The organism is Acinetobacter tandoii (assembly GCF_008867985.1).
In the GTDB taxonomy this organism is placed as follows: Bacteria; Pseudomonadota; Gammaproteobacteria; order Pseudomonadales; family Moraxellaceae; genus Acinetobacter; species Acinetobacter tandoii.
Genome location: NZ_VXLD01000002.1, coordinates 312,258 through 337,712, shown reverse-complemented (window position 1 = coordinate 337,712; position 25,455 = coordinate 312,258). Strand labels below are relative to the sequence as shown.

22 protein-coding genes are annotated in these 25,455 nt (G+C 41.3%); 7 read left to right on the top strand and 15 right to left on the bottom strand.

Translation table 11 applies throughout. From position 1 onward, the window contains the following. Window positions 1–115: 115 nt before the first annotated feature. From cxpE to F4W09_RS04615, 4 genes are all read left to right on the top strand, one after another. Window positions 116–1,324, top strand: coding sequence for a chloramphenicol efflux transporter CxpE (gene cxpE / locus F4W09_RS04630; protein ID WP_151504171.1), 1,209 nt, complete (start codon window positions 116–118; stop codon window positions 1,322–1,324). A gap of 24 nt (window positions 1,325–1,348) precedes the next feature. Next, window positions 1,349–2,053 carry a DnaA regulatory inactivator Hda gene (hda, locus tag F4W09_RS04625; protein ID WP_016165940.1) on the top strand — a complete coding sequence of 235 codons (705 nt, stop codon included), beginning with the start codon at window positions 1,349–1,351 and terminating at the stop codon, window positions 2,051–2,053. A 360-nt stretch (window positions 2,054–2,413) separates the two neighbouring features. Continuing rightward, window positions 2,414–4,234: a rhombotarget A gene (gene rbtA / locus F4W09_RS04620; RefSeq protein ID WP_151504170.1), complete on the top strand. Its 1,821-nt coding sequence runs from the start codon at window positions 2,414–2,416 to the stop codon at window positions 4,232–4,234. Window positions 4,235–4,249: 15 nt separating this feature from the next. Continuing rightward, on the top strand, window positions 4,250–6,664 hold the full coding sequence (locus tag F4W09_RS04615) for a CSLREA domain-containing protein (protein WP_151504169.1): 2,415 nt from the start codon (window positions 4,250–4,252) through the stop codon (window positions 6,662–6,664). Window positions 6,665–6,794: 130 nt separating this feature from the next. Here the strand turns inward: F4W09_RS04615 and F4W09_RS04610 are convergent, their stop codons facing one another. The 5 genes from F4W09_RS04610 to F4W09_RS04590 form a co-directional block, all read right to left on the bottom strand. Next, window positions 6,795–7,199 carry a DUF3106 domain-containing protein gene (locus tag F4W09_RS04610; RefSeq protein ID WP_016165943.1) on the bottom strand — a complete coding sequence of 135 codons (405 nt, stop codon included), beginning with the start codon at window positions 7,197–7,199 and terminating at the stop codon, window positions 6,795–6,797. Beyond that, window positions 7,189–7,509 carry a hypothetical protein gene (locus F4W09_RS04605; RefSeq protein WP_016165944.1) on the bottom strand — a complete coding sequence of 107 codons (321 nt, stop codon included), beginning with the start codon at window positions 7,507–7,509 and terminating at the stop codon, window positions 7,189–7,191. Before F4W09_RS04605 ends, F4W09_RS04610 begins: the two co-directional genes overlap by 11 nt. Continuing rightward, window positions 7,506–8,120 (bottom strand): RNA polymerase sigma factor, encoded by a 615-nt coding sequence (locus tag F4W09_RS04600; RefSeq protein ID WP_026441292.1) that lies wholly within the window; start codon window positions 8,118–8,120, stop codon window positions 7,506–7,508. The genes F4W09_RS04605 and F4W09_RS04600 overlap by 4 nt, the downstream gene beginning before the upstream one ends. A gap of 158 nt (window positions 8,121–8,278) precedes the next feature. Then, complete coding sequence (locus F4W09_RS04595; RefSeq protein ID WP_151504168.1) at window positions 8,279–9,055, bottom strand: TrmH family RNA methyltransferase; 777 nt, start codon at window positions 9,053–9,055, stop codon at window positions 8,279–8,281. A gap of 52 nt (window positions 9,056–9,107) precedes the next feature. After that, window positions 9,108–10,082, bottom strand: coding sequence for a class 1 fructose-bisphosphatase (locus F4W09_RS04590; protein WP_016165947.1), 975 nt, complete (start codon window positions 10,080–10,082; stop codon window positions 9,108–9,110). A gap of 181 nt (window positions 10,083–10,263) precedes the next feature. On the opposite strand from F4W09_RS04590, the gene F4W09_RS04585 reads away from it, so the two are divergent. After that, window positions 10,264–10,455, top strand: coding sequence for an NF038105 family protein (locus F4W09_RS04585; RefSeq protein ID WP_016165948.1), 192 nt, complete (start codon window positions 10,264–10,266; stop codon window positions 10,453–10,455). A gap of 55 nt (window positions 10,456–10,510) precedes the next feature. Here F4W09_RS04585 and pal read toward each other — a convergent pair whose 3' ends face one another. The 6 genes from pal to ybgC all read right to left on the bottom strand — a co-directional run bounded on the left by pal (window position 10,511) and on the right by ybgC (window position 15,388). Beyond that, a complete protein-coding gene (gene pal / locus F4W09_RS04580) occupies window positions 10,511–11,083 on the bottom strand; it encodes a peptidoglycan-associated lipoprotein Pal (protein ID WP_151504167.1) in 573 nt (190 codons plus the stop codon). 31 nt (window positions 11,084–11,114) lie between these two features. After that, window positions 11,115–12,398, bottom strand: coding sequence for a Tol-Pal system beta propeller repeat protein TolB (tolB, locus tag F4W09_RS04575; protein WP_171492395.1), 1,284 nt, complete (start codon window positions 12,396–12,398; stop codon window positions 11,115–11,117). 159 nt (window positions 12,399–12,557) lie between these two features. Continuing rightward, on the bottom strand, window positions 12,558–13,808 hold the full coding sequence (gene tolA / locus F4W09_RS04570) for a cell envelope integrity protein TolA (RefSeq protein WP_151504166.1): 1,251 nt from the start codon (window positions 13,806–13,808) through the stop codon (window positions 12,558–12,560). A gap of 1 nt (window position 13,809) precedes the next feature. Continuing rightward, entirely contained in the window at window positions 13,810–14,259 is a 450-nt protein-coding gene (gene tolR, locus F4W09_RS04565) for a protein TolR (RefSeq protein WP_151504165.1), read from the bottom strand. After that, window positions 14,259–14,957, bottom strand: a complete 699-nt coding sequence (tolQ, locus tag F4W09_RS04560) for a protein TolQ (protein WP_016165954.1) — start codon at window positions 14,955–14,957, stop codon at window positions 14,259–14,261. The genes tolR and tolQ overlap by 1 nt, the downstream gene beginning before the upstream one ends. Before the next feature lie 23 nt (window positions 14,958–14,980). After that, the gene (ybgC, locus tag F4W09_RS04555) at window positions 14,981–15,388 is read right to left on the bottom strand and encodes a tol-pal system-associated acyl-CoA thioesterase (RefSeq protein WP_044739346.1); all 408 of its coding nucleotides are present in this window, start codon (window positions 15,386–15,388) and stop codon (window positions 14,981–14,983) included. A gap of 229 nt (window positions 15,389–15,617) precedes the next feature. Here ybgC and F4W09_RS04550 point away from each other — a divergent pair, with 229 nt between their 5' ends. Continuing rightward, window positions 15,618–16,190, top strand: coding sequence for a hypothetical protein (locus F4W09_RS04550; protein ID WP_151504164.1), 573 nt, complete (start codon window positions 15,618–15,620; stop codon window positions 16,188–16,190). A gap of 106 nt (window positions 16,191–16,296) precedes the next feature. Here the strand turns inward: F4W09_RS04550 and F4W09_RS04545 are convergent, their stop codons facing one another. The 4 genes from F4W09_RS04545 to F4W09_RS04530 all read right to left on the bottom strand — a co-directional run bounded on the left by F4W09_RS04545 (window position 16,297) and on the right by F4W09_RS04530 (window position 21,189). Next, the gene (locus tag F4W09_RS04545) at window positions 16,297–17,649 is read right to left on the bottom strand and encodes an amidohydrolase (RefSeq protein WP_151504163.1); all 1,353 of its coding nucleotides are present in this window, start codon (window positions 17,647–17,649) and stop codon (window positions 16,297–16,299) included. Window positions 17,650–17,852: 203 nt separating this feature from the next. Beyond that, entirely contained in the window at window positions 17,853–18,854 is a 1,002-nt protein-coding gene (gene ruvB, locus F4W09_RS04540; protein ID WP_151504162.1) for a Holliday junction branch migration DNA helicase RuvB, read from the bottom strand. Between the two features lie 285 nt (window positions 18,855–19,139). Then, window positions 19,140–19,742 (bottom strand): Holliday junction branch migration protein RuvA, encoded by a 603-nt coding sequence (ruvA, locus tag F4W09_RS04535; RefSeq protein WP_016167371.1) that lies wholly within the window; start codon window positions 19,740–19,742, stop codon window positions 19,140–19,142. Between the two features lie 109 nt (window positions 19,743–19,851). Then, entirely contained in the window at window positions 19,852–21,189 is a 1,338-nt protein-coding gene (locus F4W09_RS04530; RefSeq protein WP_151504161.1) for a deoxyguanosinetriphosphate triphosphohydrolase, read from the bottom strand. A gap of 426 nt (window positions 21,190–21,615) precedes the next feature. Between F4W09_RS04530 and purL the strand changes: the two genes are divergently transcribed. Continuing rightward, window positions 21,616–25,449 carry a phosphoribosylformylglycinamidine synthase gene (purL, locus tag F4W09_RS04525; RefSeq protein ID WP_151504160.1) on the top strand — a complete coding sequence of 1,278 codons (3,834 nt, stop codon included), beginning with the start codon at window positions 21,616–21,618 and terminating at the stop codon, window positions 25,447–25,449. The last annotated feature ends 6 nt before the right edge of the window (window positions 25,450–25,455 follow it).

Here is a 25,455-nt window from a genome sequence, read left to right as displayed (position 1 = left end):
CGCGGGGATTATAACCTGAATAAACGAAACTCTTATGTTATTTATGCTCTAAAATGCTATCTTTAATTAAATATTTTACTTTTTATAACGATTAAATCGAAAAAGGCGGGTTTATATGGTCGACCGAACCTTGCGGCGCATTTTTATTCTTACAGGTATTGTACTTATTTTGTGGGTACTCTATTTATTAAAGCCTGTTGTATTGCCTTTTATTGTCGCCTTTTTAGTCGCTTATTTGTTTAATCCATTAGTTCAAAAGTTCCATCAGATTGGATTGCCACGTTGGCTAGCGATTAGCATCGTATTTATTGGAATTGGTGTAGTCTTAACCTTAGCGATTTCTTATTTGGTGCCTTTAATTTGGCAGCAGCTAATGTATGCCAAAAGCAGTATTCCAGCAGGGATTCATTGGCTGAATGATACCTTCTTACCTTGGTTGTCGCGTACTTTTAATTTAGTACAGATGGAAATTGATAAGCATCAACTGTCTACGGCAGTGATGGATTATATCCAGACCAATTATAGTGCAGACAGTTTACAGACAATGGCACTGAAAATTGCCCAGTCTGGATTAAGCTTCATTCAAATCGGTGGGACAGTAGTTCTTATCCCAATTATTGCTTTTTATTTCTTGTTAGATTGGGATCGTATGCTCGATAGTATGCGGCGCCTCATTCCACGTCCTTACGAACAATCGACCTTAAAAATTGTGGGTGAATGCCATAGCGTACTCGGTGCATTTGTGAAAGGGCAATTTTTGGTGATGTTGTTGCTCGGCATTGTGTATGCAGTTGGTTTGCAATTAATTGGCCTTGAAGTCGGACTGATTATTGGTATGGTTGCAGGCTTGGCCAGTATTATTCCTTATTTAGGTTTTGCGGTCGGGATTATTGCTGCGGTCATTGCATCACTCTTCCAATTTGGATTGGACTGGATGCATTTGGCTTTGGTTGTTGTGGTTTTTATGATTGGTCAAGCTGTAGAAGGTTATATTCTTCAACCTTTTTTGTTAGGCGATAAAATTGGATTATCACCCGTCGCTGTGGTTTTTGCTGTATTGGCAGGTGCACAATTGGCAGGATTTTTAGGGATGTTAATTGCTTTGCCTGTAGCTGCGGTGATTGTGGTGCTGCTTAAACATGCACGAGAATGGTATGAGAAGAGCCAGTTGTACGGTACACGAACAATCTTCACTTCCAATGCAGAAGCTGATTCTATTAGTATAGAAACGTCACAACTGGAAGTGGATATTGAAATTAAAGATCAAATTGCGAAAGATCAGCAAGTAGCTGAAAAATCAAGTAACATCGAACCTAAACCATAAAGCGTATAAGGCTTAAACATAAATATGCGTCAACTGCAATTAGATATTGAACCTCAACTTGATGCCCGAATCAGTGATTTTTCTGGTCCGGGATGGGGGCATGTGATTGATGCAATTCGCCAGTTACATGCAGGTTTGATGAATCGCTTTTATGTTTATGGTGGTGCGGGTACAGGTAAAAGCCATTTACTTTCTGCGATTTGTGATTCTTATTTGGATGTGGGTAAATCGGCGATTAAAGTTTCGTTATTAGAGCTACTGGATGCGCCTACAGAAGCAATTACTTCTTTAGAACGCTATGATTTGGTGGCACTTGATGATATCGAAGCGATTTGTGGTGTCCCGCATTGGCAAAAAGCAGTATTTCACCTGATCAATTATAATAATGAAGTTGGCGGACAACTGGTTTTTTCCTCTCGCTTTGCACCAATTGAATTGAAATTAGAATTACCAGATTTGCAGTCCAGATTAACCCAAGCGGTCAGTGTCAAAGTTCCGACTGGCAGTTTATATGCAGATCGACAAATTTTAGTCAGTTCAGTGCTGGCTCGACGTGGCATTCATATTGATCAGCAAATTATTGATTATCTTCTGTTACATGGCCCACAGCAGGCTTCGATACTTTTACAAACTTTAGAGCAGTTAATTCAATTGCTTAAAGGCGAAAAGACTAAACTCAGTCATGCCACTTTAAGACAGATTTATGCCTTAATTGATGAATATCAGTAATAGATAAAAGCGCTTGAGTAATTTAAATAGCTATGAGAAAGTACTGATAAATTCGCATCGCAGGGATTTGCGAGCATAGAAAAATAATAGAAATGTAACTTAAGGAGAACATGATGCTGCAAATCAGCATGAAGCCTCAGTATGTCCAAACCCATTCAAATCTTATCTTAGCTCAGAAAATATGCAGTGCAATCGTGCTGTAGTTGCCTTAATGCCCAAAGAATTTGGCAATTTAGTCAATTTTATTTGTATTGGCATCTTTTAGGCTGTACAGCAAAAGGACTGCAATCAGATTGCATTAAATTGTTTAGAAGATGCAATCTAGAAAAACAAGATAATTAAAAAATTAAGGAGAGATGTATGCTCAAGCAGAGCATTGGTGTGGGAATGTTATGTCTAGCGGGGCATGCTTATAGTGCAAATATTAGTGTCACCACCACTGAAGATGTTGTTAAGGATGATAAAGAATGTTCATTAAGAGAGGCCGTAAACTATATCAATAAAGATATGCCTAAAGAAGGATATTTTGGCTGTGGTGGGGAAGATGCAAGTCCTGTCATTTTATTAGAGAAGCAGAAAGTTTATAAACTCAATTCACACTTAAACATTCAGCGTGAATTAACCATTAAAACCAATTATGAGGCTGATTTTAATGAGACGCCTGTTTTAGGTAAAAACAATGCCGTGCTACAAATGCAGGCGAAAGATAATATTTTACGCATTGATGATGGTTCACAAGAGAAGTTACTGAGTGTAGCTCTGTATGAAATCAGCCTACAAGGTTGTGGTCAGGTTCAATGTGCTCAACAAGGTGGACTGATTTATAACAATGAATATTTGCAATTAAGTTATGTAGCATTATCAGGTGGATATGCTGCTCAAGGTGGGGCAATTTATAACGTCGGTAATTCAACGATAGAAAATACGACGGATAGTTTGGTTGTAATCCAGAATAGTTTGTTTGAGAAAAACTATGCGAATGAAGGTGCCATTTTATTTACCCAACGTCCTGCATATAAAATTCTCAACAGTGTTATTCGAAATAATGAGACAGCAAATACTACATCGGCAGGCATTTATTCATCGTTATTATTCAATACCAATCAGTTGCCGACTTCTATATTAAATGTCGCCAATTTTATTAAGAACAGTACTTTTCTACAGAATAAAGGTTACTTGCTGAATTTACGTGATGGCATTGGCTTAAATAACCTGACCATAATTGGGAATACCCAAGGTATCCAGTTTGTTGCTCCTCAGGGAAAAGCTTTTCTGGCAAACAGTATTTTGGTGGGGAATCCGTATCCGATTACAAATCAGCAAGATTGTAAATTTGAGTCTGGTGATCAAAGCATTTTACAAAATAATTTAGTTTCTGCGGTTTGTGGACAAGGATTAGCAGAGTATCCGAATGATATTTTGACCCAAACGGCTTTAGTTGCAGGCAGTACAATTGAAGGAAAATGTAGCAGTGCAAATTTAGACCGACAAAGTTTAGTCTGTCCATTTAATCAGGGAACGAGTGATTTTTTAGGTTACTTTAAGCCACGTTTATTGGTGTCTTATCAAAACTTGAGTGATTCTTTAATCGTTAATAAGGGTAAACAATCTACAGGTTCTGACACTGCACGGGTCGAATGTGAATCGAGTGATCAGCGTGGACAAGTACGTGATTCAAATAATGTCCTTTGTGACCGTGGTGCTATTGAGTTAGTGTTTCCAACAACAATCGCGTTAATCGGGGATGATATCAATTACGGTGAAGTTGCGAAAATGTCGGTTGCCGATTTACTGGGTGATGGAGAGCTTTTACCGAAAGATCAATGTGAAGCCTTATTGGGGATGAATCCAGCGGGTGGTGCTTGGCAAGATGGATGCTTACAGGTTGTTCCAACAATTACTCAGCCTAAAGGGACTTTAACGATAGATGAGGAAGGAAACATTCAGTACAAGCCGAATGGGAACTGGCATGGTGCTGATATTTTCAAGATTCGCTTAGTTACGACAACTACACGATTCAATGATTCTCAAAACCCTTATTTAGAGATAAAAGTGCAAGTCTCTCAGGCACCAGCTGGACAAATGGAAAGTAGTAAAGTGAAAACTTCTGGCGGGAGTGCAGGAGTATTCAGTTTATTCGGTTTATTGGGACTAATTGGATTACGTCGTTACAAGAAATAGGCAAGGGAATTGACCGTGAAAAATTATAAAAAAGGTTTACTGACGTTAATGGTACTTTCTGCAATGTCATTGATGGCAGCAGAAGATACATTTATTCATGTCACTACGTTTGATGATGAAGATGGTGAGAATCTAAATCAATGTTCTTTACGCGAAGCCATAAAAACTGCCGCCGATAATAAAGCTTTTGGTGGATGTAATGCAGGTGATACACGTTTAGGGCAAAAAGATCGGATTCAGTTAAAAGAAGGCTCTTATAAACTGAAGCGTGAATTGGTCCCGCAATCAGTGATAGAGATTTATGGTGCTGAACCGCTTGATTATTCCAAGAAACATGTATTGACCAATACTTATCCTGCCACGACCGCGATTAAAACAACCATCAGTGGAGAAAATCAAACACGGATTCTGAATAGTTCTTTGTCCAAATATGGGGTTTCATTTAAAAACTTAACTTTGGCAAATGCGGTAAGTACTGGATTGGGTGGAGCTATTTATGCTGGTGCAGACATTAATTTGTCTAATGTTGCAATTGTAAATTCACGTGCAGCACAAGGTGGTGCAATTTACCTTGATGGCAACATCGCTTTGACTATCGATCATGGTTTAATACAGGGTAACCAAGCAGGACAGGGTAGCGTTCTAGCAATGACGTGCCTGAATAATTTGTTATTCACCAAGCCGAACATTACCATTCAAAACAGTAGTCTTGTGGCGAATGGTGCAGCGAATAATCAGAGTATGTTGGATCTTTGTGGTGAAGCATCAATATTATTACAAACCAATACGATTGCTAAAAATCAGGCGAATAGCAGTACAGGGGCAATCATTAAAAATGTCTCTTCGAATGCCACGCAGGCCAATTTAAGTGAAAATAGCACGCTGACATTGCTCAGTAATACCATTGTTGAGAACAATGCGGCCAGTACACTGCTTTACGATCAATTAGGTAGTAAAAATATTTCGTTTAATGTGTTGGCTTATAACTCGGGGCAGTCATGCCGTTATGCTTTGAATAACGGGAATGTGACCGATGCCAAGCTCAATATGAGTGCAATCAATAATGCTTTGCAATTGGCCGCTGTAACAGGGCAATGTAATCTGCCGAAGGTGGCTTATGAAAGTAATGTTTCTGGGACCAACACCAATATTGATGTCAGTAATATTTCGATGGCAACATTACTGACTGCATATACAGAACCGAATGCCAATACTGAATATCTACCGCTGTATTATCCTAGAAATAATCAGACAGCAAATGATTTAGTCAATCTGGGTACCGTAGGATGCAGTGATGTTGATCAACGCGGATTTAGTCGCATTACGGATGCCACATTAATTCTCAATCCGAGTATGAAAAATACATGTGATATTGGTTCGGTTGAGCTGATGCGTTTAACTGCAGCAGATATTATTAATTTAAAAAATTTATCTTATTCACAGATGATCGCTGACTATCAGCGAGCGATTGATTTATATCAAAAACGAATTGATGATAAATCGACGGATGCAAAGTATTTAACACAATATCAAGCTGAATTGAGCGCTTTTAAGGATTTGAAGAGCAATACTGAAAAGTATGCCAAGTACCGTGCAATTTATATTGATCCATTTGCGCTAGCATTGCCAGATGAACAATGGGTCAATAACGAGTCTCAGGTTCAGGCATTGAATGCAGAAAATTATACGATTAATACCCAAGTTTTAGGTGTGGGGCATTATTCTGGTGAAGGCAGTAACTTCCAATTTATTGGTGATCAAGATCCGAAGTTAAAATGTGAATGGGTACCAGAACTTAAACGAATCATGTTTTATCGACTGGATGACAGTATTTCTACCATTGGTGAAAGTGCATTATGTATTTATCGTATTACCTCGAAAGCGGATACAACTAAAACCACTTCTGGTTTATTAAGCGCAAGTTTTACCAATATTGCTCCTATTGCAAAAGAGGATACTTACAGCTTGCAATATGGGTCTAGCCAGAAAATTTCCTTGCATCCACTTGAAAATGATTTTGATGATGATGGTCCCAAAGGCAGTATTGCTGGATTGAATAAAGCCGATTTTTATCGTAATGAAGCGGGTCAAGAATTGGCAATTCGATTGGATAGTTTACCCAGTGCTATGATGGTCGACCCATCAGTTCCAAATGGGCCATGTCCTGGAAGTGCCATGCGAGATACTTGTTATTCGAGTAATTTGGTGGTGCAGGTTAAAAATAACTACAGCCCATTCGATCAAATTATGGAATATACCGTATTTGATGCGGAAGGCTTGGCCTCAAATCGAGCAAAAATTTATTTAAATAACACAGCTAAGAATACAGTCACCTCTGGTGGTGGTGGCGGTTCAATTGGATGGTGGAGTTTATTGGGTTTATTGGGTTTAGGTTTGTATCGCCATCATAGTCAAACAAAAAAGCGTTAAAGTGTTGGTATTAACTTCATTGCGTAGTGATGAAGTTAATATTTAAGTGTTGAGTGGAATATAAAAAGCCAATCTTACTTATTGTAGATTGGCTTTTTATATATGGTTATTTATTGCTGTTAAAGCGTTCTTAATGCTGTTCAATGGTATGGTGTAAGTATTTATTCATATACTCTTCACGTATAGTAATACGTTCTTCGGGTGTCGCTTTTTGCATGCGCGCGCGCAAATCATTGCGTTCTTGGCTACTCATTTGTTGCCAAGTTTCGCGCATTTTCTGTTTTTCTTGTTCAGGTAATTGCGTAAACCAGTCCATACGTTGTTGTAAGCTATTGCTTTGTTCATCAGGAATTTCTTTAAGAGATTGATAGCGTTTAATCAATGCACGCTGTTCTTGTTCAGAAAGCGTTTCCCACGTCTCAGCCACTTGAGTATTGGCATCTTTAGAAAAAATCCAAAAACGTTCGAAACCTGCAAAACTTGTTTGCAAGAAACCGAGTGCACAAAAAGCAAAAGCTAACCGTCTAGCTGCCATGTGGAACCTTGTCCTCACCTAAAACCATTAACATTTCCAAATCTTCAACCATTTGTGGAGAAAGTTTTGGTGTTACTACAACTTGATTCTGTGGTTTTTCAGACATATCGAAAGAATTCGGTAAAACCACAATTCCTGCAATTGCTGCTGCAAGAGCAAACCCAGTCATTTTGAAATAGACAAAGCGAGATGATTTTTGTTGCTGGATATGATCCAGAACATGATTCATCACGACAGGTTTTGCCTTATGTTGCTGCGCAAGACCATCAAGTTTACAAGTGACTTGTTTTAAGAAATCATCCTGTTTCATTCAGATGACCCTCCCGAATATGGATTCAAATGCGATAATGCAGATCGCAAACCTTGAATCGCGCGATGATAATGTGTTTTTACACTGCCTTCACTACAGTTCATAATTTGAGCAGTTGTTTGCGTATCAAAACCTTCCCAAGCCCGAAGCATAAACGCTTGCTGTTGACGAACTGGTAGTTGGCGAATCGCAGCTTGAATTTCTTCAATCGTGACAGCCTGATCCAGAAACTCAAGTGGACTAGGGGTTGCTTCATCAATAACATCCTGAATTTCAAGATCATCTTCATCTAGACTCACCTTTTTGAAAAAGGAAAAAGGTTGAGAGCGACGAGCTTCTTTACGGCGCCAATCTTGCAGTTTGTTATTTAAAATGGTGTAAAACAGGGGATACCATTCTTCAGTCGACTTCTCTGAATAGGATTTATGCAAAGAAATAAAGGCTTCTTGGACTAAATCCATTGCGATGCCTTGTTGTCCTTGCGTTGCATTTTCCATCATCACGAGTGCACGTCCAGTCACGTCTTGCATAAAATTTTTCAGACGTTGTTCAGCCGTACTTTTTAAAGCACTTAAATTTTCAGGCTGAGACTGCTTTGGCGCTAAATCCATAGAAATGGAAAACCCTGTCATTGGATTATCACCATTATTTCCAATACATATCCTTAATAACGTTGGAAATAATGGTTTGGTTGACAATATCCGTTATTATTTTTTCAAGTGTAATCTATTTTTGAAATTGGGCGGGACAATTTAAAATAAAAAGTGTATTAGATACGTTGACGTACCATTTCAAATAAGCAAACAGAACCTGCAATAGCAACATTCAGTGATTCTTGCCCACCTGGTTGTGGAATTGCCACAGCTTGTGCATGTGCAAGCGCATAGTCTGAAGCCCCTTGACCTTCATTGCCCATGATCCAGACGCACGCTCGCGTTAAATCTTGAGCATATAGACTGGTTGAGCGATGTGAACTGGTTACATAAACAGGAATTTTAAACTGTGGCAAAACTTGTTCCAGCTCGACATTTTCATAAATATCTAAAGAGAAGTGAGCCCCCATACCTGCACGGAGTACACGTGGTGACCAAAGTGCAGCCGTACCTTTAGTGGCAATAATTTGCTGAACGCCTGCTGCAGCTGCAGAACGGAGTAAAGTACCGACATTGCCTGGATCTTGGATATTTTCCAAAATCAAAGTATCTAAATTGTATTGCAATGCCTGAGAAGACGATGGCAAATCGATAATAGCAAGACACGCAAGGGTAGTGCCTAAAGTGCTTAAATCTTTGTATAAAGATTCACTTAAAATAAAAATTGAACCATTATAAAGACGTTGGATTTCTTCTAGGTCTGGGTGTTGTAGTGCGAGTTCCGTGGTAAAAATGGCATTGATTTTTTTTTGCTCTTGCAACCATGCCAAGCACAAATGTGTACCTTCAAGCACGGTTTGACCTTGCTTTTTGCGATAGGTGTTTTGCTCAATTAAGCCACGTAAGTGTTTAATTTTTGGGTTGTCTTTCGATTCTAAAAAAAATATAGGCATGTTTGCTAAAGTCCACAGAAGTAGGCACAAAACCTACTTCTGTTTTTTTAAATTAATTGTGGTATTGAGTTACTAGGTCAACTTCATTTTTTGAACCGATGATTACAGGTACACGTTGGTGTAACTCTGTTGGTTCAATCTCAAGAATACGAACGCGACCAGTTGTAGAAGCGCCACCTGCTTGTTCCATCAACATACTCATTGGGTTGGCTTCGTACATTAAACGTAAACGACCCGCTTTTTTCGGATCTTTAAGGTCGTATGGGTACATGAAGATGCCGCTACGGCAAAGAATACGATGAATATCACCGACCATACATGCAACCCAACGCATGTTAAAGTCTTTTTCTCGCGGGCCAGTTTTCCCTGCAAGTAATTCATCAATATAACGTTTTACAGGTTGTTCCCAGTGACGTTGATTAGATGCATTGATTGCATATTCTTTGGTGTCTGCTGCCACCTGAATGCTGTCAGTAGTTAATAAGAACTGTTGAGATTCAGGGTCGAAAGTAAAGAAGACTACGCCTGCACCTACAGTTAATGCCATCATGGTCGATGGACCATAAAGTACATAGCCCGCAGCAACTTGATGGACACCTGCTTGCATGAAATCTGCTGATTGAGTCACGGCATTTTTAGCTGGAAGAATTGAGAAAATCGTACCAACACACATGTTGATGTCGATGTTGCTTGAACCATCGAGTGGGTCAAATAACACCAAATATTCACCATTTTCTTGTGCAGGTGTGAATTCATCAAGTTCTTCTGACGCCAAACCACCGACATGTGGGTGAACTTTTAATGCATCAATTAAATAGTCATTTGAAATCACATCTAATTTTTTTTGTTCTTCACCTTGCACATTTTCATGCTGCGCACTGCCTAATACCCCAGCAAGTGCACCTTTTTGTAAAGCTTGGTCAATCGTTTTACACGTATTTGCAATAGTATCAATGACTTTTGCAAGTTCAGGTGTAAGATTCCCAGTTTGTTGTTCTAAGAATTGGGAAAGGGTGAGGTATGCCATGGCAGGAAAACTCCGAGTGAAAACAATCAAATTGAGCAAAAAAAATTTAGACAGCTATTTTAGATGAGAATGCTACAAAAGAAAAATTAAACTCGATTATTTGGCTTGATTTTGCCCTTGCAACTTTTAGGGATAATGCTATGTTGATGTGAAGGATGAAGAAGAATTGAGGAGCAGCAGAATGACTACACAAAAGTTTGATGCCATGCCAACGCAAAATGAAGGCATTAGTTTAGATGATATTAGTCCTGAAAAGGTGAAAGAAGCTTGGAAAGAATATGAAGCCAAGCCTGAATACAAGAATTTCAATAAGCATGACCTCATTGAATCCATGCAGCATGAGCATGAAGAAGATGAGCAGAAACCTGCTTAACACATTATAAAAAAGCGCTTTAATTTAAAGCGCTTTTTTATGTCTGTAGACCTTGTTATTTTAATAAAGGTGGTACAGCTTCGTAGTTCAATTCGACACGGCGGTTTTCTTTCCACGCATTTTCATCATGACCTGTATTGATTGGCATTTCTTTACCATAGCTGACTGCTTCTAATTGAGTCGGGTTTACACCATTCGTGATTAAAAAGCTTTCTACAGCTTTGGCACGACGCTCACCTAGTGCCATATTGTATTCACGAGTACCGCGTTCATCCGTGTGACCTGTTAATGCCACTTTAGAGTTTGCATTTGCCACGAGGAATTGTGCATGTGCTTGCAATGTTTGATAGTCTTCATTGGAAAGATCGCTGCTGTCGTAGTCAAAATGCACCACACGTTTCGCTAGAAAAGCTTTGTTTGCAGCCGTAACCCCTTTTGAAGATGCGCCTGCAAGATTTTGTGCATTTAATGCAGCATCTTCACTTAATCCTTCAGTGCTGACGGTTGTACCTGCTGAAGTTGGTGTTTGACCTGTTTGAATCTCGGCTGCAGGTTTACGGCTGGCACATCCAGTCATAATTAGGGCAGAAGCCAAAACAGGTAAAACTAACAATTTAAGAGTGTTCATCTTCATCTCCATAAAGATTGATTTTTAAAAATTATTTAGGTGCCCAAGCAGGTTCACGAACTTCACCTTGTTCACTTGGTAAATTCATACGGAAACGACCATCGACCGACATAATTGAGAGCAAACCACGGTTGTCTTCGCGAGTGGCATACACCACCATTTGCCCATTTGGCGAGAAGCTTGGGGATTCATCCAGACTGGTTGGGGTTAGAATATTGGTGATCCCCGTATTGATGTCTTGAATTGCAACTTTGTAGCTGCTGCCACTTGGACGATGCACCAATGCCACTTTTTTACCATCGGCACTTAGTGTACCTCGTGCGTTGAATGCACCACGGAAGGTAATACGCTTGCTACTGCCATCGGCAAAGCTATAACGGTAAATTTGTGGTGATCCACCGCGGTCAGAGGTAAAAATAAATGACTTGCCATCAGGTGCATAACGCGCTTCGGTATCAATTGCACTGTCATTGGTCATGCGTTGTAACTGGCGAGTATTTAAATCCATTTGGTAAATTTCTGGATTACCATGCATAGATGCAGTAAATAGCATTGATTTGCCATCTGGAGAGAAACTTGGTGCGCCATTTAAGCCACGGAAGCTTGCCAGTTTCTCACGTTGACCTGTGGCTAAATCTTGTATATAAATCGCAGGACGTTTGCTTTCAAACGACACATAAGCAATTTTTTGGGCATCGGGTGTCCACGCAGGAGACAAGATTGGATCACGCGAGGTGAGAATAGTTTTAGGCTGTTCACCATCTGTATCTGCAATTTGTAAGGTATAGCGCTGCTCAGGTGTTGCAGGATTACGGAGTACATAGGCAATACGTCCGCTAAAATCCCCTTGAATGCCAGTTAATGCTTGGTAAATGGCATCGCTGATCATATGTGCTGCTTGACGTACGCGTGAAGTGGGTACGGTCAATAACTCATTGAGTAGATATCGTTTTTTCTCGACATCATACAGTTGATATTGAACCTCAAAGGTTCCTGTAGCAGTTGCTTTTACATTACCTGTAACCAGATAGGGTACGCCTGCGGCTTGCCATGCTGCCGCATTGGGGTTGTCCATGCTTGCAGTTGCAGGTAAGTTTTGTGATGCACTGCTAAATTTTCCTGAACGATTCAAGTCATTTTCAACAATAGAATAAATGGTTTGATCATTACTGAATGGAATAATCGCAATTTTAGGGGCTTGTTCTGGTGCTTTGGCAATTTCTAAATGAAGTTGTGCATGACTGGTTTGAACAAGTAGCGGCATAAGTGCCGTCATGATTGCTAAACCAAGTAGATGTTTACGCGTATTTTCCATCATTCGCTGCATACTCTGAAACGTCAGTCTTTGTGGGTTGTGTGAAATTGCCTAACATAATGGCATGAATTTGCATGATTTAAAGCATTACATTATGGCTAAACTGTTATAACACTGTGAAAATACTTAATCGCCATGCTTTTGGCATGGCGATTGTGATTATTGAGCAGTGAAAGATGAGGTAAATGTGCGCGCTTCACGCCGTGCATCAGGGTCTGAAGGCATTGGATAAGGTGCCGCTGCACGAACTGCGGCTTCGACACTTGCTTTCATATCTGGGTCGCTTGCATTGACGACAACTGATAAGACTGCACCACTCTCACTTAAGGTGACTCGGGCACTGGCTTTCTGACCTGATGCGCTTGCAGGTGGATTCCACGCACGCTTAACTTTGTTTTCAAAATCTCGTTTTGCTGTAGAGGCAATACGTTTTGCTTCAGCTTTTTTATTGGCAGCTTCTTCGGCAGCTTTCTTAGCCGCAGAGGCTTTAGCTTCTGCTTCGGCGCGTTCTTTTGCAGTAGCATCCGCCTGAGCTTTTGCTTTTGCAGCGGCATCCGCCTGTGCTTTTGCTTTTGCAGCGGCATCCGCCTGTGCTTTTGCTTTTGCAGCGGCATCCGCTTGAGCTTTGGCTTTTGCGGCAGCATCTGCTTGCGCTTTTGCTTTTGCAGCGGCATCTGCCTGAGCTTTGGCTTTTGCGGCAGCATCTGCCTGAGCTTTTGCTTTTGCGGCAGCATCTGCCTGAGCTTTTGCTTTTGCGGCAGCATCTGCCTGCACTTTTGCTTTTGCAGCGGCATCCGCTTGAGCTTTGGCTTTTGCAGTAGCATCCGCCTGCGCTTTGGCTTTTGCAGCAGCATCTGCTTGCGCTTTGGCTTTTGCAGCAGCATCTGCCTGCGCTTTGGCTTTTGCAGCAGCATCTGCTTGCGCTTTGGCTTTTGCAGCAGCATCTGCCTGCGCTTTGGCTTTTGCGGCAGCATCTGCCTGCGCTTTGGCTTTCGCAGCAGCATCAGCTTGCGCTTTGGCTTTTATAGCAGCATCCGCCTGAGCTTTGGCTTTTGCATCAGCATCTGCTTTTGCTTTTTCCTGAGCTAAACGAGCCGTCTGTTGCTCAGCTGTATTGGTTTTTGGAGGTGCCACAGGAATGACAGGAGCAGGTTCTACGCTAGGTTCTGCTGTTTGTGTAATTTCAGGGGCAATATTTTCATGCGCAGTTTCTGAAAATTCAGTTTCTTCGAGTGGAGTAGGTTGTAAATCTTGCGGTTTAATTAATATAGTTTTGATTTGCTCGGGTGGTTTAGGTGGTTTACTCATTCCTAAATAAAGCAAGCCAACAACCGCAAGTACATGTACACCGAAGGTAAAACCCAGTGCAATTGCGTTTTGTTTGAAAGGTGGCTTTTTAAAATTCTTCATATTACTTTAAAGGTTCGGTCAGTAAACCAACTTGGGTTAAGCCTGCATCTTGAAGGCTTGACATTAAAGCCATCACCTCTCCATAAGGACGAGTTTGATGCCCATTGATTACCACATTGAGTTTTTTGTTATTTTGTTGAGCTTGCGCTTGAGACTCGACCAATATTTGGGTGAGTTCTGTTAGCGCAAGCGGCCCCATCGTTTGACCTTTTTGTTCTAAGAAGTAGGTGCCATCTGCTTTTAAAGAGACGATAGAAGGAGCATCTTCAGACTGTAGCGGAGTGCCATTAGCTTGCGGTAAATCAACTTTAATACCGCTGGTGATCATAGGGGCGGTGACCATAAAGATCACCAAAAGTACCAACATCACGTCAATATAAGGCACGACATTCATGTCGCTCTTTAATGGTTTTTTAATGCGCTCAAAGCGTCCTGAACGTTGAATCGCCATCAGTCATTTTCCTGAACAGAACCTACCGACTGACGTTGTAATAGCGCCACCATTTCTTCTGCAAACAAAGCACGGTCTGAATAAACAGCTTCGCCTTTAGCAGTAAAATGGTTGAAGGCTAGAACGGCTGGAATCGCTGCAAATAAACCAATCGCAGTTGCAATCAAAGCTTCCGCAATACCAGGTGCAACAGTCGCTAAGGTTACTTGATCGACATCTGCCAGACCAATAAAGGCATTCATAATGCCCCAAACAGTTCCAAACAAACCGACATAAGGTGCGACAGAACCAATACTGGCTAAAGCACCTAGACCTTGTTCTAAATTACCCTGATCACGGCTTAAACCAACACGTAAAATACGTTCAGTACCTTCGATGGTTTGTTGTGTTGCTGCATGACGTTTTTTAAGTTTGAGATATTCCCCCAAACCTTGGTAGAAAATGTCTTCTAGCCCGACACGTTTAGAGTTGAGTTGAGCATTGTTGTAAAGGGTATTGAGTTCGGCACCCGACCAGAAGATTTTTTGGAAATGTTCATCATCTGCTTGGGCTTTTTTATAGCTCTGATGTAACTTGGCAATCAAAAACCAACTATAGAGTGATGCAAATAAAAGTAAAAGCATCACCAGTTGTACGACAGGACTTGCTTGTAAAATGAGGTCTGAAACGTGAAGTGTGGAGTCTAATTGATTTGCCATAGTTACACTGGAGTCGAGTTTTCTTAGATTTGTTCTAACTCTTTACGAATTAGATCGCGAATTTCATCTGGCAAACGACGAGGTTTCATTTCGGCACTGATACATGCTAACTCGACTTCGCCAGAAGCTAACAAGATTTCACCACGATAAATATTTTGTTGCAATACAAAAGACGTAGCTTTACACGAAACTACACTTGCTGTAACAGTAATGAGGTCATCCATGAGAATTGGACGCATGTATTTAACATTAATTTTGTGCACCACGAAGTTGTAGTCTTTTTGGTGCCAGTAATGGTCTACACCAGAGGCACGTAACCATTCGGTACGGGTACGTTCCATAAAGCGAATATGGTTGGCATGATAGACAATACCGCCTGCGTCAGTGTCTTCAATATATACACGAATTTGAAATTCGAATTTATTCGCCATGATAGTGTTCCACGTCTAGATTTAATATGGTGTTTCGAAGCCCGTGCTTGTCCAAAGCTGCTTAGAATAATTGCAGGTACAATGGGTCTGAGTCATGGGCTAGGTAATGCCATGAAGTTTAGCAGTTTGAAATGACCGTCCAATGGCACAAGATTTCAATCTGAAAATGGATGAGGTTAAGTTTAAATAATAAAAATGGATATTTCGATTTACATTTTTGGGGGGAAAGATGAGCCGTCGAGCCCATTTAATTTGGTTGATTGTGATTGTTGCGGGGCTCATTTACTGGTGGAAGCCTAGTCCTACGATTGAAAATGCTAAAGATCATCAACGAGTTAGTGACACTGTGCAAACCTTTAATGGTTATACCATGACCAATTTAGCGAATTATGAGGGGCAATTTAGAGTTTTATCACGGGAAACCTACCATTCTGGACGTGAAGCAGAGCTTAGCCCTGTCGATTTTGCCTTGGGATGGGGCGCGATGGCAGATCCATCTGTTTATAAACAGCTTTCGATACGCCAAAGTAATCGCTGGTATTACTGGCGTTATGAAAATCAGCCACCGATTCCGCACCATGAAATTGAAACGCATAGTGCTAATACACATTTGATTCCTGCGAATTCTACAATTGCAAAGCAATTGGCAGATGTTGATCAGGATGACCTGATTTATTTAAAAGGGCATTTGGTCGAAGTGAAATCGGCTGATGGCTGGACGTGGCGCAGTTCACTGAGTCGTGAAGATACAGGCAACGGGGCGTGTGAATTAATGTTGGTGGAAGAGGTGAGGGAGCTTTAGTTCACTCTTCATTCGAGAACAGGGTTTTGCGGAAATGATTTGAGGGTCTAGATTGCCATAGGGATAAAAAGGTGATCCTGCGTGATCACCTTTTTCTTATCGTATCTTAGAGTTTCTCATTAGGTTGCTTCCATTGGCTTTGGATTTGAGCGGCGAACTTTGGATAGTCCTGAATAAAACGAATATGGAGTTCTACACCTGTTTTTAGGGTGGCATCATCCACGATAAAATAAGGATTATGATTCGGAGCAGCCTGATCCATTTTTTGGGATGGAGGCGTTGCCCCTAAAAAAACAAAAAGAGAAGGCATGAGTTGACCGTAATATGAAAAGTCTTCACTTGCACTCGCATTATGCGCCAGCACATGTAGTTTATCTTCACCTGCAACCTGTTTGAGTGTCGGTTGCATCAGTCTGGTTAGGGTTGGGTTGTTTGACGTGACAGGTGCATAGGCAGCAATTTCGATTTTTGCCTGTACATCATTGGCTAAAGCATTGTGTTCTAACATGATTGGAATGTTTTTTAATAGGTTCTGGCGAATGTCTTCATTGTTAGAGCGGATGGTACCCACCATATTGACTTGTTCAGGGATAACATTGCCTGTTGTTCCAGCCTGAATACTACCAATACTAATCACGCCCATACCTTGTGTTAGATTGGATCTGCGGCTAATCAGGCTTTGTAAATTGTTAATCATTTGTGAAGCGGCATAAATCGGATCACGACCATCCCAAGGCATTGAACCATGCACTTGTTTTCCATTGACTTGAATGCGCAGGTGATCCGCACTGTTAAGCATCACACCTTCTTTATAAAATAAGTTATTACTTGGCATTCCAGCCATAACATGCAAGCCAAAAATTACTTCTGGTTTCGGATTCTTGAGTGCACCATCTGCAATCATTTTACGTGAGCCAATTTCAGTGCCTTGCGTGAAATTATCTACGTCAGCACCACCTTCTTCGGCTGGTTGGAAAATAAAAATGACTGTACCAGCCAGTTTATCGCGATTTTCTGCTAAAACTTTGGCAGCACCCAGCAACATCGCCGTATGTGCATCATGTCCACAGGCATGCATGACAGGGACTTCTTTACCTTGATACATGGCTTTCGTTTTGCTGGCAAAAGCAAGCTGCGTTTTTTCTTCTATAGGCAAGGCATCCATATCTGCGCGTAATGCCATAGTTGGACCTGATTTTGCACCTTTCAATATGCCAATCACGCCTGTTTTAGCAAATCCCGTTTTCACTTCTATGCCATAAGATTTAAGTTGCTGCTGCACTAGTTTAGAAGTCTGAAACTCCATATTTCCTAGTTCTGGATGCTGATGAATGTGATGGCGTAACTGAATAGTTTGTGCTTCATTTTTTTCGACAGCAGTATTAATCCAATCGGCAAAACTTATGGGGCTACAAAGTAGAAGCGATGTAAAAACACAGGATAATTGGAATGGTTTCATGCAATACACAGCCTTGTGATAATTCATTATTGAGCTGTAAAACATGCCATTGTGCTGAAGATAAGGCAAAAACCCTATAGGTATATTTAATTGATTAAAAAGTATGAGTGAAAGTAATAAGAGTCAAGTTAAAAGATTGAAAAGGGAAATGGTCTTATCTGACTAATTAAAAAGGGAGACTAAATCTCCCTTTTTAATTATTTTTATTTCGGTTCAGGTGGTGTCATCCCAAACTGTAAATACGCCATATTGGTGGCAATACGACCACGCGCAGTCCGCATTACATAACCTTGTTGAATTAAATATGGCTCAATCACATCTTCCAATGTGCCTGAATCTTCAGCCATAGCAGCAGCTAAAGCTTCAATACCTGCGGGACCACCATCAAATCGCTCAAGCAGCATGCTTAAATAACGGCGGTCTAGAGTATCTAAACCGTCTTTATCAACATTTAGCATATCGAGTGCACGTTGTGCCATGTCTTGGGTTACTTCGCCTGTACCTTTGACTTGGGCATAATCACGAACTCGACGTAGCAAACGGTTAGCAATACGGGGGGTGCCACGCGCGCGACGCGCAATTTCAGCCGAGCCCTCATGGGTAATCGGTACATCCATTAACTTGGCAGAACGCGTGACAATATGGGTTAAATCGGCTACCGAGTAAAATTCAAGACGTTGTACAATCCCGAAACGGTCACGTAGTGGAGACGTCAATAATCCTGCACGTGTAGTCGCTGCGACAAGGGTAAATGGGGGTAAATCCAATTTAATTGAGCGGGCAGCTGGACCTTCACCAATCATGATGTCGAGTTGGTAATCTTCCATTGCAGGGTACAGAATTTCTTCAATGACTGGTGAAAGACGATGAATTTCATCAATGAACAGCACATCGCCTTCTTCAAGATTGGTCAGCATAGCAGCCAAATCACCTGCACGTTCTAATACAGGTCCTGAAGTCGATTTTAAGTTGCCACCCATTTCACGCGCAATAATATTAGCCAGTGTGGTTTTACCCAAACCAGGTGGACCAAAAATCAAAGTATGGTCGAGTGCTTCGGCACGACCACGCGCGGCACCAATAAAGATTTCCATTTGTTCGCGTACCACTGGTTGACCAATATAGTCATCCAGTGAGGTAGGGCGAATGGCTCGATCGATATGATCTTCGGGTTTTTCGGAACCACCGATGAGACGGTCTTGCATATATTATTTAAACTTTAAGTGAATAGGCTTCGTAGCAAAATGTCAGAAAAGAAATTGTGTACCTTGGTGCAGTCTTTCCAGCTTCGAGCGAAATTCAGGCATAACCTGCGGTTCGCCTTACTTTTGTTTAGGCAAAAGTAAGCAAAACCATTGTCATTCGTAAAACTCATCGAATGAAAGTTCGTATCGACTATATCGCAGAAACATTGATGTGCAAATGTCTCCTGATTCGAACAGTTGCGAATGACGTTTACGTGTATCGAATGACATCTTAAAGGAAGTACTTTATTTATTCATCGACTTGAGTGCAGCACGGATGATGTCACTGGCTTCAGTAAAATCACCTTTTGCCGCATTTACCAATTTCTGCGCTTCTAATGGTTTATAGCCCAAAGATTGTAAAGCCGCTTCAGCTTCGGCAACGGCTGAGTTACCTGTAAATTGAATTTGTTCCACTGTAGAGTTGCTTGGAACTGTACCTGTTGACATGGCTTTAAAACGGTCACGTAATTCAATCATTAGGCGTTCAGCAGTCTTTTTACCGACACCAGGGACTTTAACCAGTGTATTCACATCTTCATGTTCAACGGTATGAATCAGCATATCTACGCTTAAAGTCGAAAGAATCCCCAAAGCCATTTTGGGGCCGACACCATTCACTTTTAACAGTGTACGGAAGATGAGTTTTTCTTGCTGATGTAAAAAACCATACAGTAATTGTGCATCTTCACGAACTGCCAAATGCGTCCATAACGTGACTTTTTGTCCTTTTTGTAATTGGCAAAATGTCGATAAAGGTGTGTCAATCTCATAGCCAACGCCGTTGACATTGAGCAGTACGGTCGGGGCTTCGAGGGCAAACACTTCGCCAATTAAACATCCAATCATTTTTAAAGCTTCACTATTTTTGGTGTATACGGTTGCCAGTAGGAAAGTTGTGCTTTTAAGCTTACTTATTTAAAAGTCATGTTAAAAGCATGTTTATCTTTAATATGGGTTACATCAAACCAGACTTATTGCCTTGCAATTCTTGTGAAAGATTATAGGCTTGATGATCTGAAAACTTTGAAATAATATCGAGTACTTGCATAATATTTTCATAATGATTGTTGCCAAAACGCGCACCTGAACGGTGTAAGATGGTAAACAGGCGTTGTTCTTTAAAGCTTAAGGTTTTGTGCGGCGTCGTGAGGGGAATAAAGGCATCTAAAATATTCTGCAAACTTTGATGCGCGATAATTTCCAAACCTGCTTTTTGTGGATGTTCAAAAATTTTATCCCGCGCCAGTTCTTTAGCACGGTTAATCCCAAGCTCAATATCTTCAGCGCAATATTGCAATAGGCTGCCTTTGAGCTGTCCTGTCAGAATTTCATAATGATGTTTGGCAAAAGCTGTGGTCACTTCATCAACCAAACGTTTCATCACCCGACCACGCAATGCGGCAATTTTTTGTTGCCAAGTTGTATCCATCGAGAGTTCGGAAGGCTTACCATAGTCCGCAATTAAGTCAAGAAAAATGGGTTCAACTTCTTCATAGCTGAGCATATTTAAAATAATGCCATCTTCTAAATCAATTAGGGCATAACAAATATCGTCTGCGGCCTCTAATAGATAGGTCAGTGGATGACGGCAGTAATGATCTTTTGCCAATTGAATGAGTCCAAGTTGCTCTGCAATTTGCCTCAATATTTCTTTTTCAGACTGATAACAACCAAATTTAGCACGCATGCTGGCTGGGGTATTGCCTTGTTCGGCAATAGTTTTGGATAACCACGGATACTTTAGATATGCACCTAAAGTAGCGTAAGTTAAACGCATACCACCATCATTGGGATGGTAGTCAATTTTAGTCAGTAAGCGTAAACCTTGCGCATTACCTTCAAATTGACGGACATCAGCTTCTTCTTCTGGAGTGAGTTTTGCCAAAAAATTGCCGTGTGAGGCATCATCAAACCATTCACGAATGGCATATTCCCCTGCATGTCCAAAAGGGGGGTTGCCAATATCATGTGCTAAACATGCAGCTTGAATGATGGCACCAACATCGGCAGGAGAAATCCAGACAGGAAGTTCGTCTTTTATTTTCTCTGCTGCGAGCATGCCAAGAGAGCGGCCTATACACGATACTTCAAGTGAATGTGTGAGGCGCGTATGGATGCCATCATGTTGCGTTAGTGGGTGGACTTGGGTTTTACGGTTGAGCTGTCTAAAACTTTGCGAAAAAATAATACGATCATAATCTTTATGAAAAGGGCTTCGAGCTTGTTCTGTACTTTGTTTTTTACTACCAATCCGAACTGTGGAAAGCAGTTCTAACCAACGCATTTGTTCCATTTATTATGTTTCATAGAAGGATTGCTTAAATCATGCCAAAAAATGTTGGGTTGCACTAGAGCAGTGCGACACGATTTGTCGGTTGTAAGGTAAATAAAGTGGCGTTGAGGTTTAAATTGAAGGGTAAAAGAATGAAGCAGAATCTTGAATTGAAGTTTTGTGTATATTTTAGGCAATAATAAATATCTTTTTTGAAAAAAATCTCCCTATTTCAGCTTTGCTAGTCAATCTAGTTATTTATTTTTATGTCATTTTATCTAAAAAAGTGTAATAAAACGGTTGTAAGTGAAATTCTTGCAGGATTAGGTTACATAATCAGGGTTATCCATCTAGCTGATTTGACCTTTTCACAGTAGAATATGTGACTCTCTTCAAAGTCACATTGCGGTAAAGTTCAAAAGACTTGCCCGTGGAGCCAAAATCAGCATGTTTATCGTGGCCGGTGCACCAGCACATTCTTCTTTTAAGAAAACTCAACTATTATCACGTCTAGCGTCAATTAGTTCTGTTCAATCAATAGAAAGCCAATGGGTCTATCTGTTTGACCAAGCGCTCAACGAGCAACAGCAGCAATCTGCTTTACAATTATTAAATGAAGGCGAAGTCTTCCAAATTCGTCAAGCTGCGAATGATGAAGTCCAACTTTTAGTGACGCCTCGCGTGGGTACAATTTCGCCGTGGTCTTCTAAAGCGACGGATATTTTTGCCAACTGTAATACCCCGATACACCGCCTTGAACGCGGTGTTTTGTTTACTTTAAAAGGTATTTCTGAAGTATCGAATGAAGTAAAGCTGGCGTTACACGACCGTATGACTGAGAGCGTATTCAGCAGTATTGATGATGCTGTAGCATTATTTCAAGAAACTGCACCAAAACCTTTAAATTCAATTGATATTTTGGGTCAGGGTAAACAGGCATTGGTTCAAGCCAACTCTGAATTTGGTTTTGCTTTGTCTGATGAAGAAATCGACTACTTAACTGAAGCGTTTATCAAGCTTGGTCGTAACCCGCATGACATCGAATTGATGATGTTTGCTCAAGCGAACTCTGAGCACTGTCGTCACAAAATTTTCGGTTCTGAATGGACGATTGATGGTGAAGTTCAACCATTATCATTGTTCCAAATGATTAAAAATACTTATAAAGAATCACCAACTGACGTTTTATCTGCCTATAAAGATAACGCATCGGTGATTGTGGGTTATGACACACAGCGTTTCTACCCGAAAAAAGACGAAGATACAGGTCATTACACTTATAAGTACAAGAGCCAAGCGGCTCACATCCTGATGAAAGTGGAAACCCACAACCACCCAACAGCGATTGCACCATTTGCAGGCGCAGCAACAGGTTCGGGCGGTGAAATTCGTGATGAAGGTGCGACAGGTCGTGGTGGTAAGCCGAAAGCAGGCTTAACAGGCTTTACTGTATCGAACTTGAATATTCCTGGTTTTGAACAACCGTGGGAAGAAAACTACGGTAAACCATCGCGTATGGCATCTCCACTTCAAATCATGATTGAAGGTCCATTGGGTGGTGCTGCGTTTAATAACGAATTTGGTCGCCCTGCATTAAATGGTTATTTCCGTACTTTCGAACAGAATGTAAACGGTGAAGTGAAAGGCTTCCATAAGCCAATCATGATTGCAGGTGGTTACGGTAATATCCGTCCTGACCATGTAGAAAAAGATGCGATTCAACCGGGCGACTTACTCATCGTTTTAGGTGGTCCTGCGATGCTGATCGGTCTTGGTGGTGGTGCTGCATCATCTGTAGATAGCGGTACGATGGGTGAAAGCCTAGACTTCGCTTCGGTACAACGTGAAAACCCAGAAATGGAACGTCGTTGCCAAGAAGTGATTGATACCTGCTGGCGCATGGAAAATGAAAACCCAATCGTGTCTGTACATGACGTGGGCGCGGGTGGTATTTCCAATGCAATGCCTGAATTGGTGAATGACCATGAGCTCGGTGCTATTTTAGACCTTCGTAAGATTCCTTCACTTGAACCTGGTATGTCTCCAATGGAGATTTGGTCAAACGAAGCGCAAGAACGCTATGTACTAGCAATTAAGCCTGAGTCTTTAGAATTATTTGAATCGATTTGTGCACGTGAACGCTGCCCATTCGCTGTATTAGGCGAAGCGACAGAAGCTCGTCAATTGACTGTAAATGATCCATTGTTCGATAACAAAGCAGTGGATATGCCAATGCAAGTCATGCTTGGTGGTACACCACGTATGAGCCGTTCATACGAAACCATCGAGCGTAAGGGCGATGATTTTGATGCTGCTCAAGTGGACTTGAAAGACGCGATTTTCCGTGTATTAAAGAACCCAACAGTTGCTTCTAAATCATTCTTAATCACGATTGGTGACCGTTCAATTACAGGTATGGTTGCGCGCGATCAGCTCGTAGGTCGTTGGCAGGTTCCTGTTGCTGATGCAGCAGTAACCACGACAAGTTTACAAGGTTATACAGGCGAAGCGATGGCAATGGGTGAGCGTCCACCTGTAGCATTGTTAAACCCAGCGGCATCTGCACGTTTGGCAGTGGCTGAATCCATTTCAAACATCATGTGTGCCAATATCGAACAGATCAGTGACATTAAATTGTCAGCAAACTGGATGGCAGCAGCAGGGCAAAAAGGTGAAGACCAAGCCTTGTTTGAAGGTGTCAAAGCGATTGGTATGGAAATGTGTCCTGCTTTAGGTATTGCAATTCCAGTAGGTAAAGACTCACTTTCAATGCGTACCACTTGGAATGACGAAGGTCAGGACAAGTCAGTGACTTCGCCAATGAGTGGTGTGATTACCGCATTTGCACCTGTAAATGATGTACGTAAGACCTTAACGCCTGAATTGAAAAATACTGATTCTGTATTGGTTCGTATTGATTTATCTAAAGGTCAATTCCGTTTAGGTGGTTCGATCCTTGCGCAAGTCTATAAAGCGATTGGTTCAGTTACTCCAGATGTTGACAGTTTTGCGGATTTCAAAGCATTCTTTGATTTGGTACAAGACTGGAACAACCGTGGCTTAATTCAAGCTTACCATGACATTGGTGATGGTGGTTTATTGGCAACTGTTGCAGAAATGATGTTCGCTTCACGTTTAGGTGTAGCACTAGAAAATCAATCTACAGCAGCGTTGTTCGCAGAAGAAATTGGCGCAGTGCTTCAAATCAGTACTTCTGACTGGGTGACTCTTGCGGACGAAGTTGCAGCATCAAGCTTAAAAGATGCCATTTCAGTTGTAGGTTCAGTCAATAACACAGATCAGTTAACAATCAATGGTTTGACTTTACCTCGTGTTGACTTACAACATGCTTGGGCTGAAGTATCACACCAAATTCAACGTTTACGTGATAACTCTGAAACTGCTGATCAAGAATTTGCCTTAATCGCAGACAATTCACACCAAGGCATTATTGCACAGCCTACTTTTGATTTGAATGAGCCAGTTGAAGCGCCGTTTATTAATTTACGCCGCCCAAGTATGGTGATTTTGCGTGAACAAGGTGTCAATGGCCAAACTGAAATGGCGGCTGCATTTGACAAAGTTGGCTTTAACACAACCGATGTGCACATGAGTGATTTGCTTGCAGGTCGAGTGGATTTAAATGACTTCGAAGGCTTGGTAGCTTGTGGTGGTTTCTCTTATGGTGACGTTCTAGGTGCTGGTGGTGGTTGGGCAAAATCAGTCCTATTTAACCCACGCTTACGTGACCAGTTCGAGAAATTCTTTAACCGTCAAGAAACATTCACTTTAGGTGTGTGTAACGGTTGTCAAATGATGTCACAACTTGCGCCATTAATTCCTGGTGCAGATGCTTGGCCGCGTTTCCATCGCAACACTTCAGAAGTGTTTGAAGCACGTGCAGTGAACGTTCGTATTGAAAAGTCACATTCTGTATTGCTTGAAGGTATGGAAGGTTCGATTCTTCCGATTGCAGTTGCACATGGTGAAGGTCGTGTGGTGGCAACTGCGGATCAACTTGCTGCGTTAAATGCGGGGAACCAAGTGACTTTACGTTATGTAGATAGTCATGGAAACCCAACTCAGCACTATCCATTGAACCCGAATGGTTCTCCAGAAGCGATTACTGGTGTAACTTCTAAAGATGGTCGTGCAACGATTATGATGCCGCATCCAGAGCGTAATTTCCGCGCCATTCAGCATTCTTGGAAACCTGAAGAGTGGACTGAAGATGGTGCATGGTTACGTATGTTCCGTAATGCACGTAAGTTTATCGGTTAATCCATA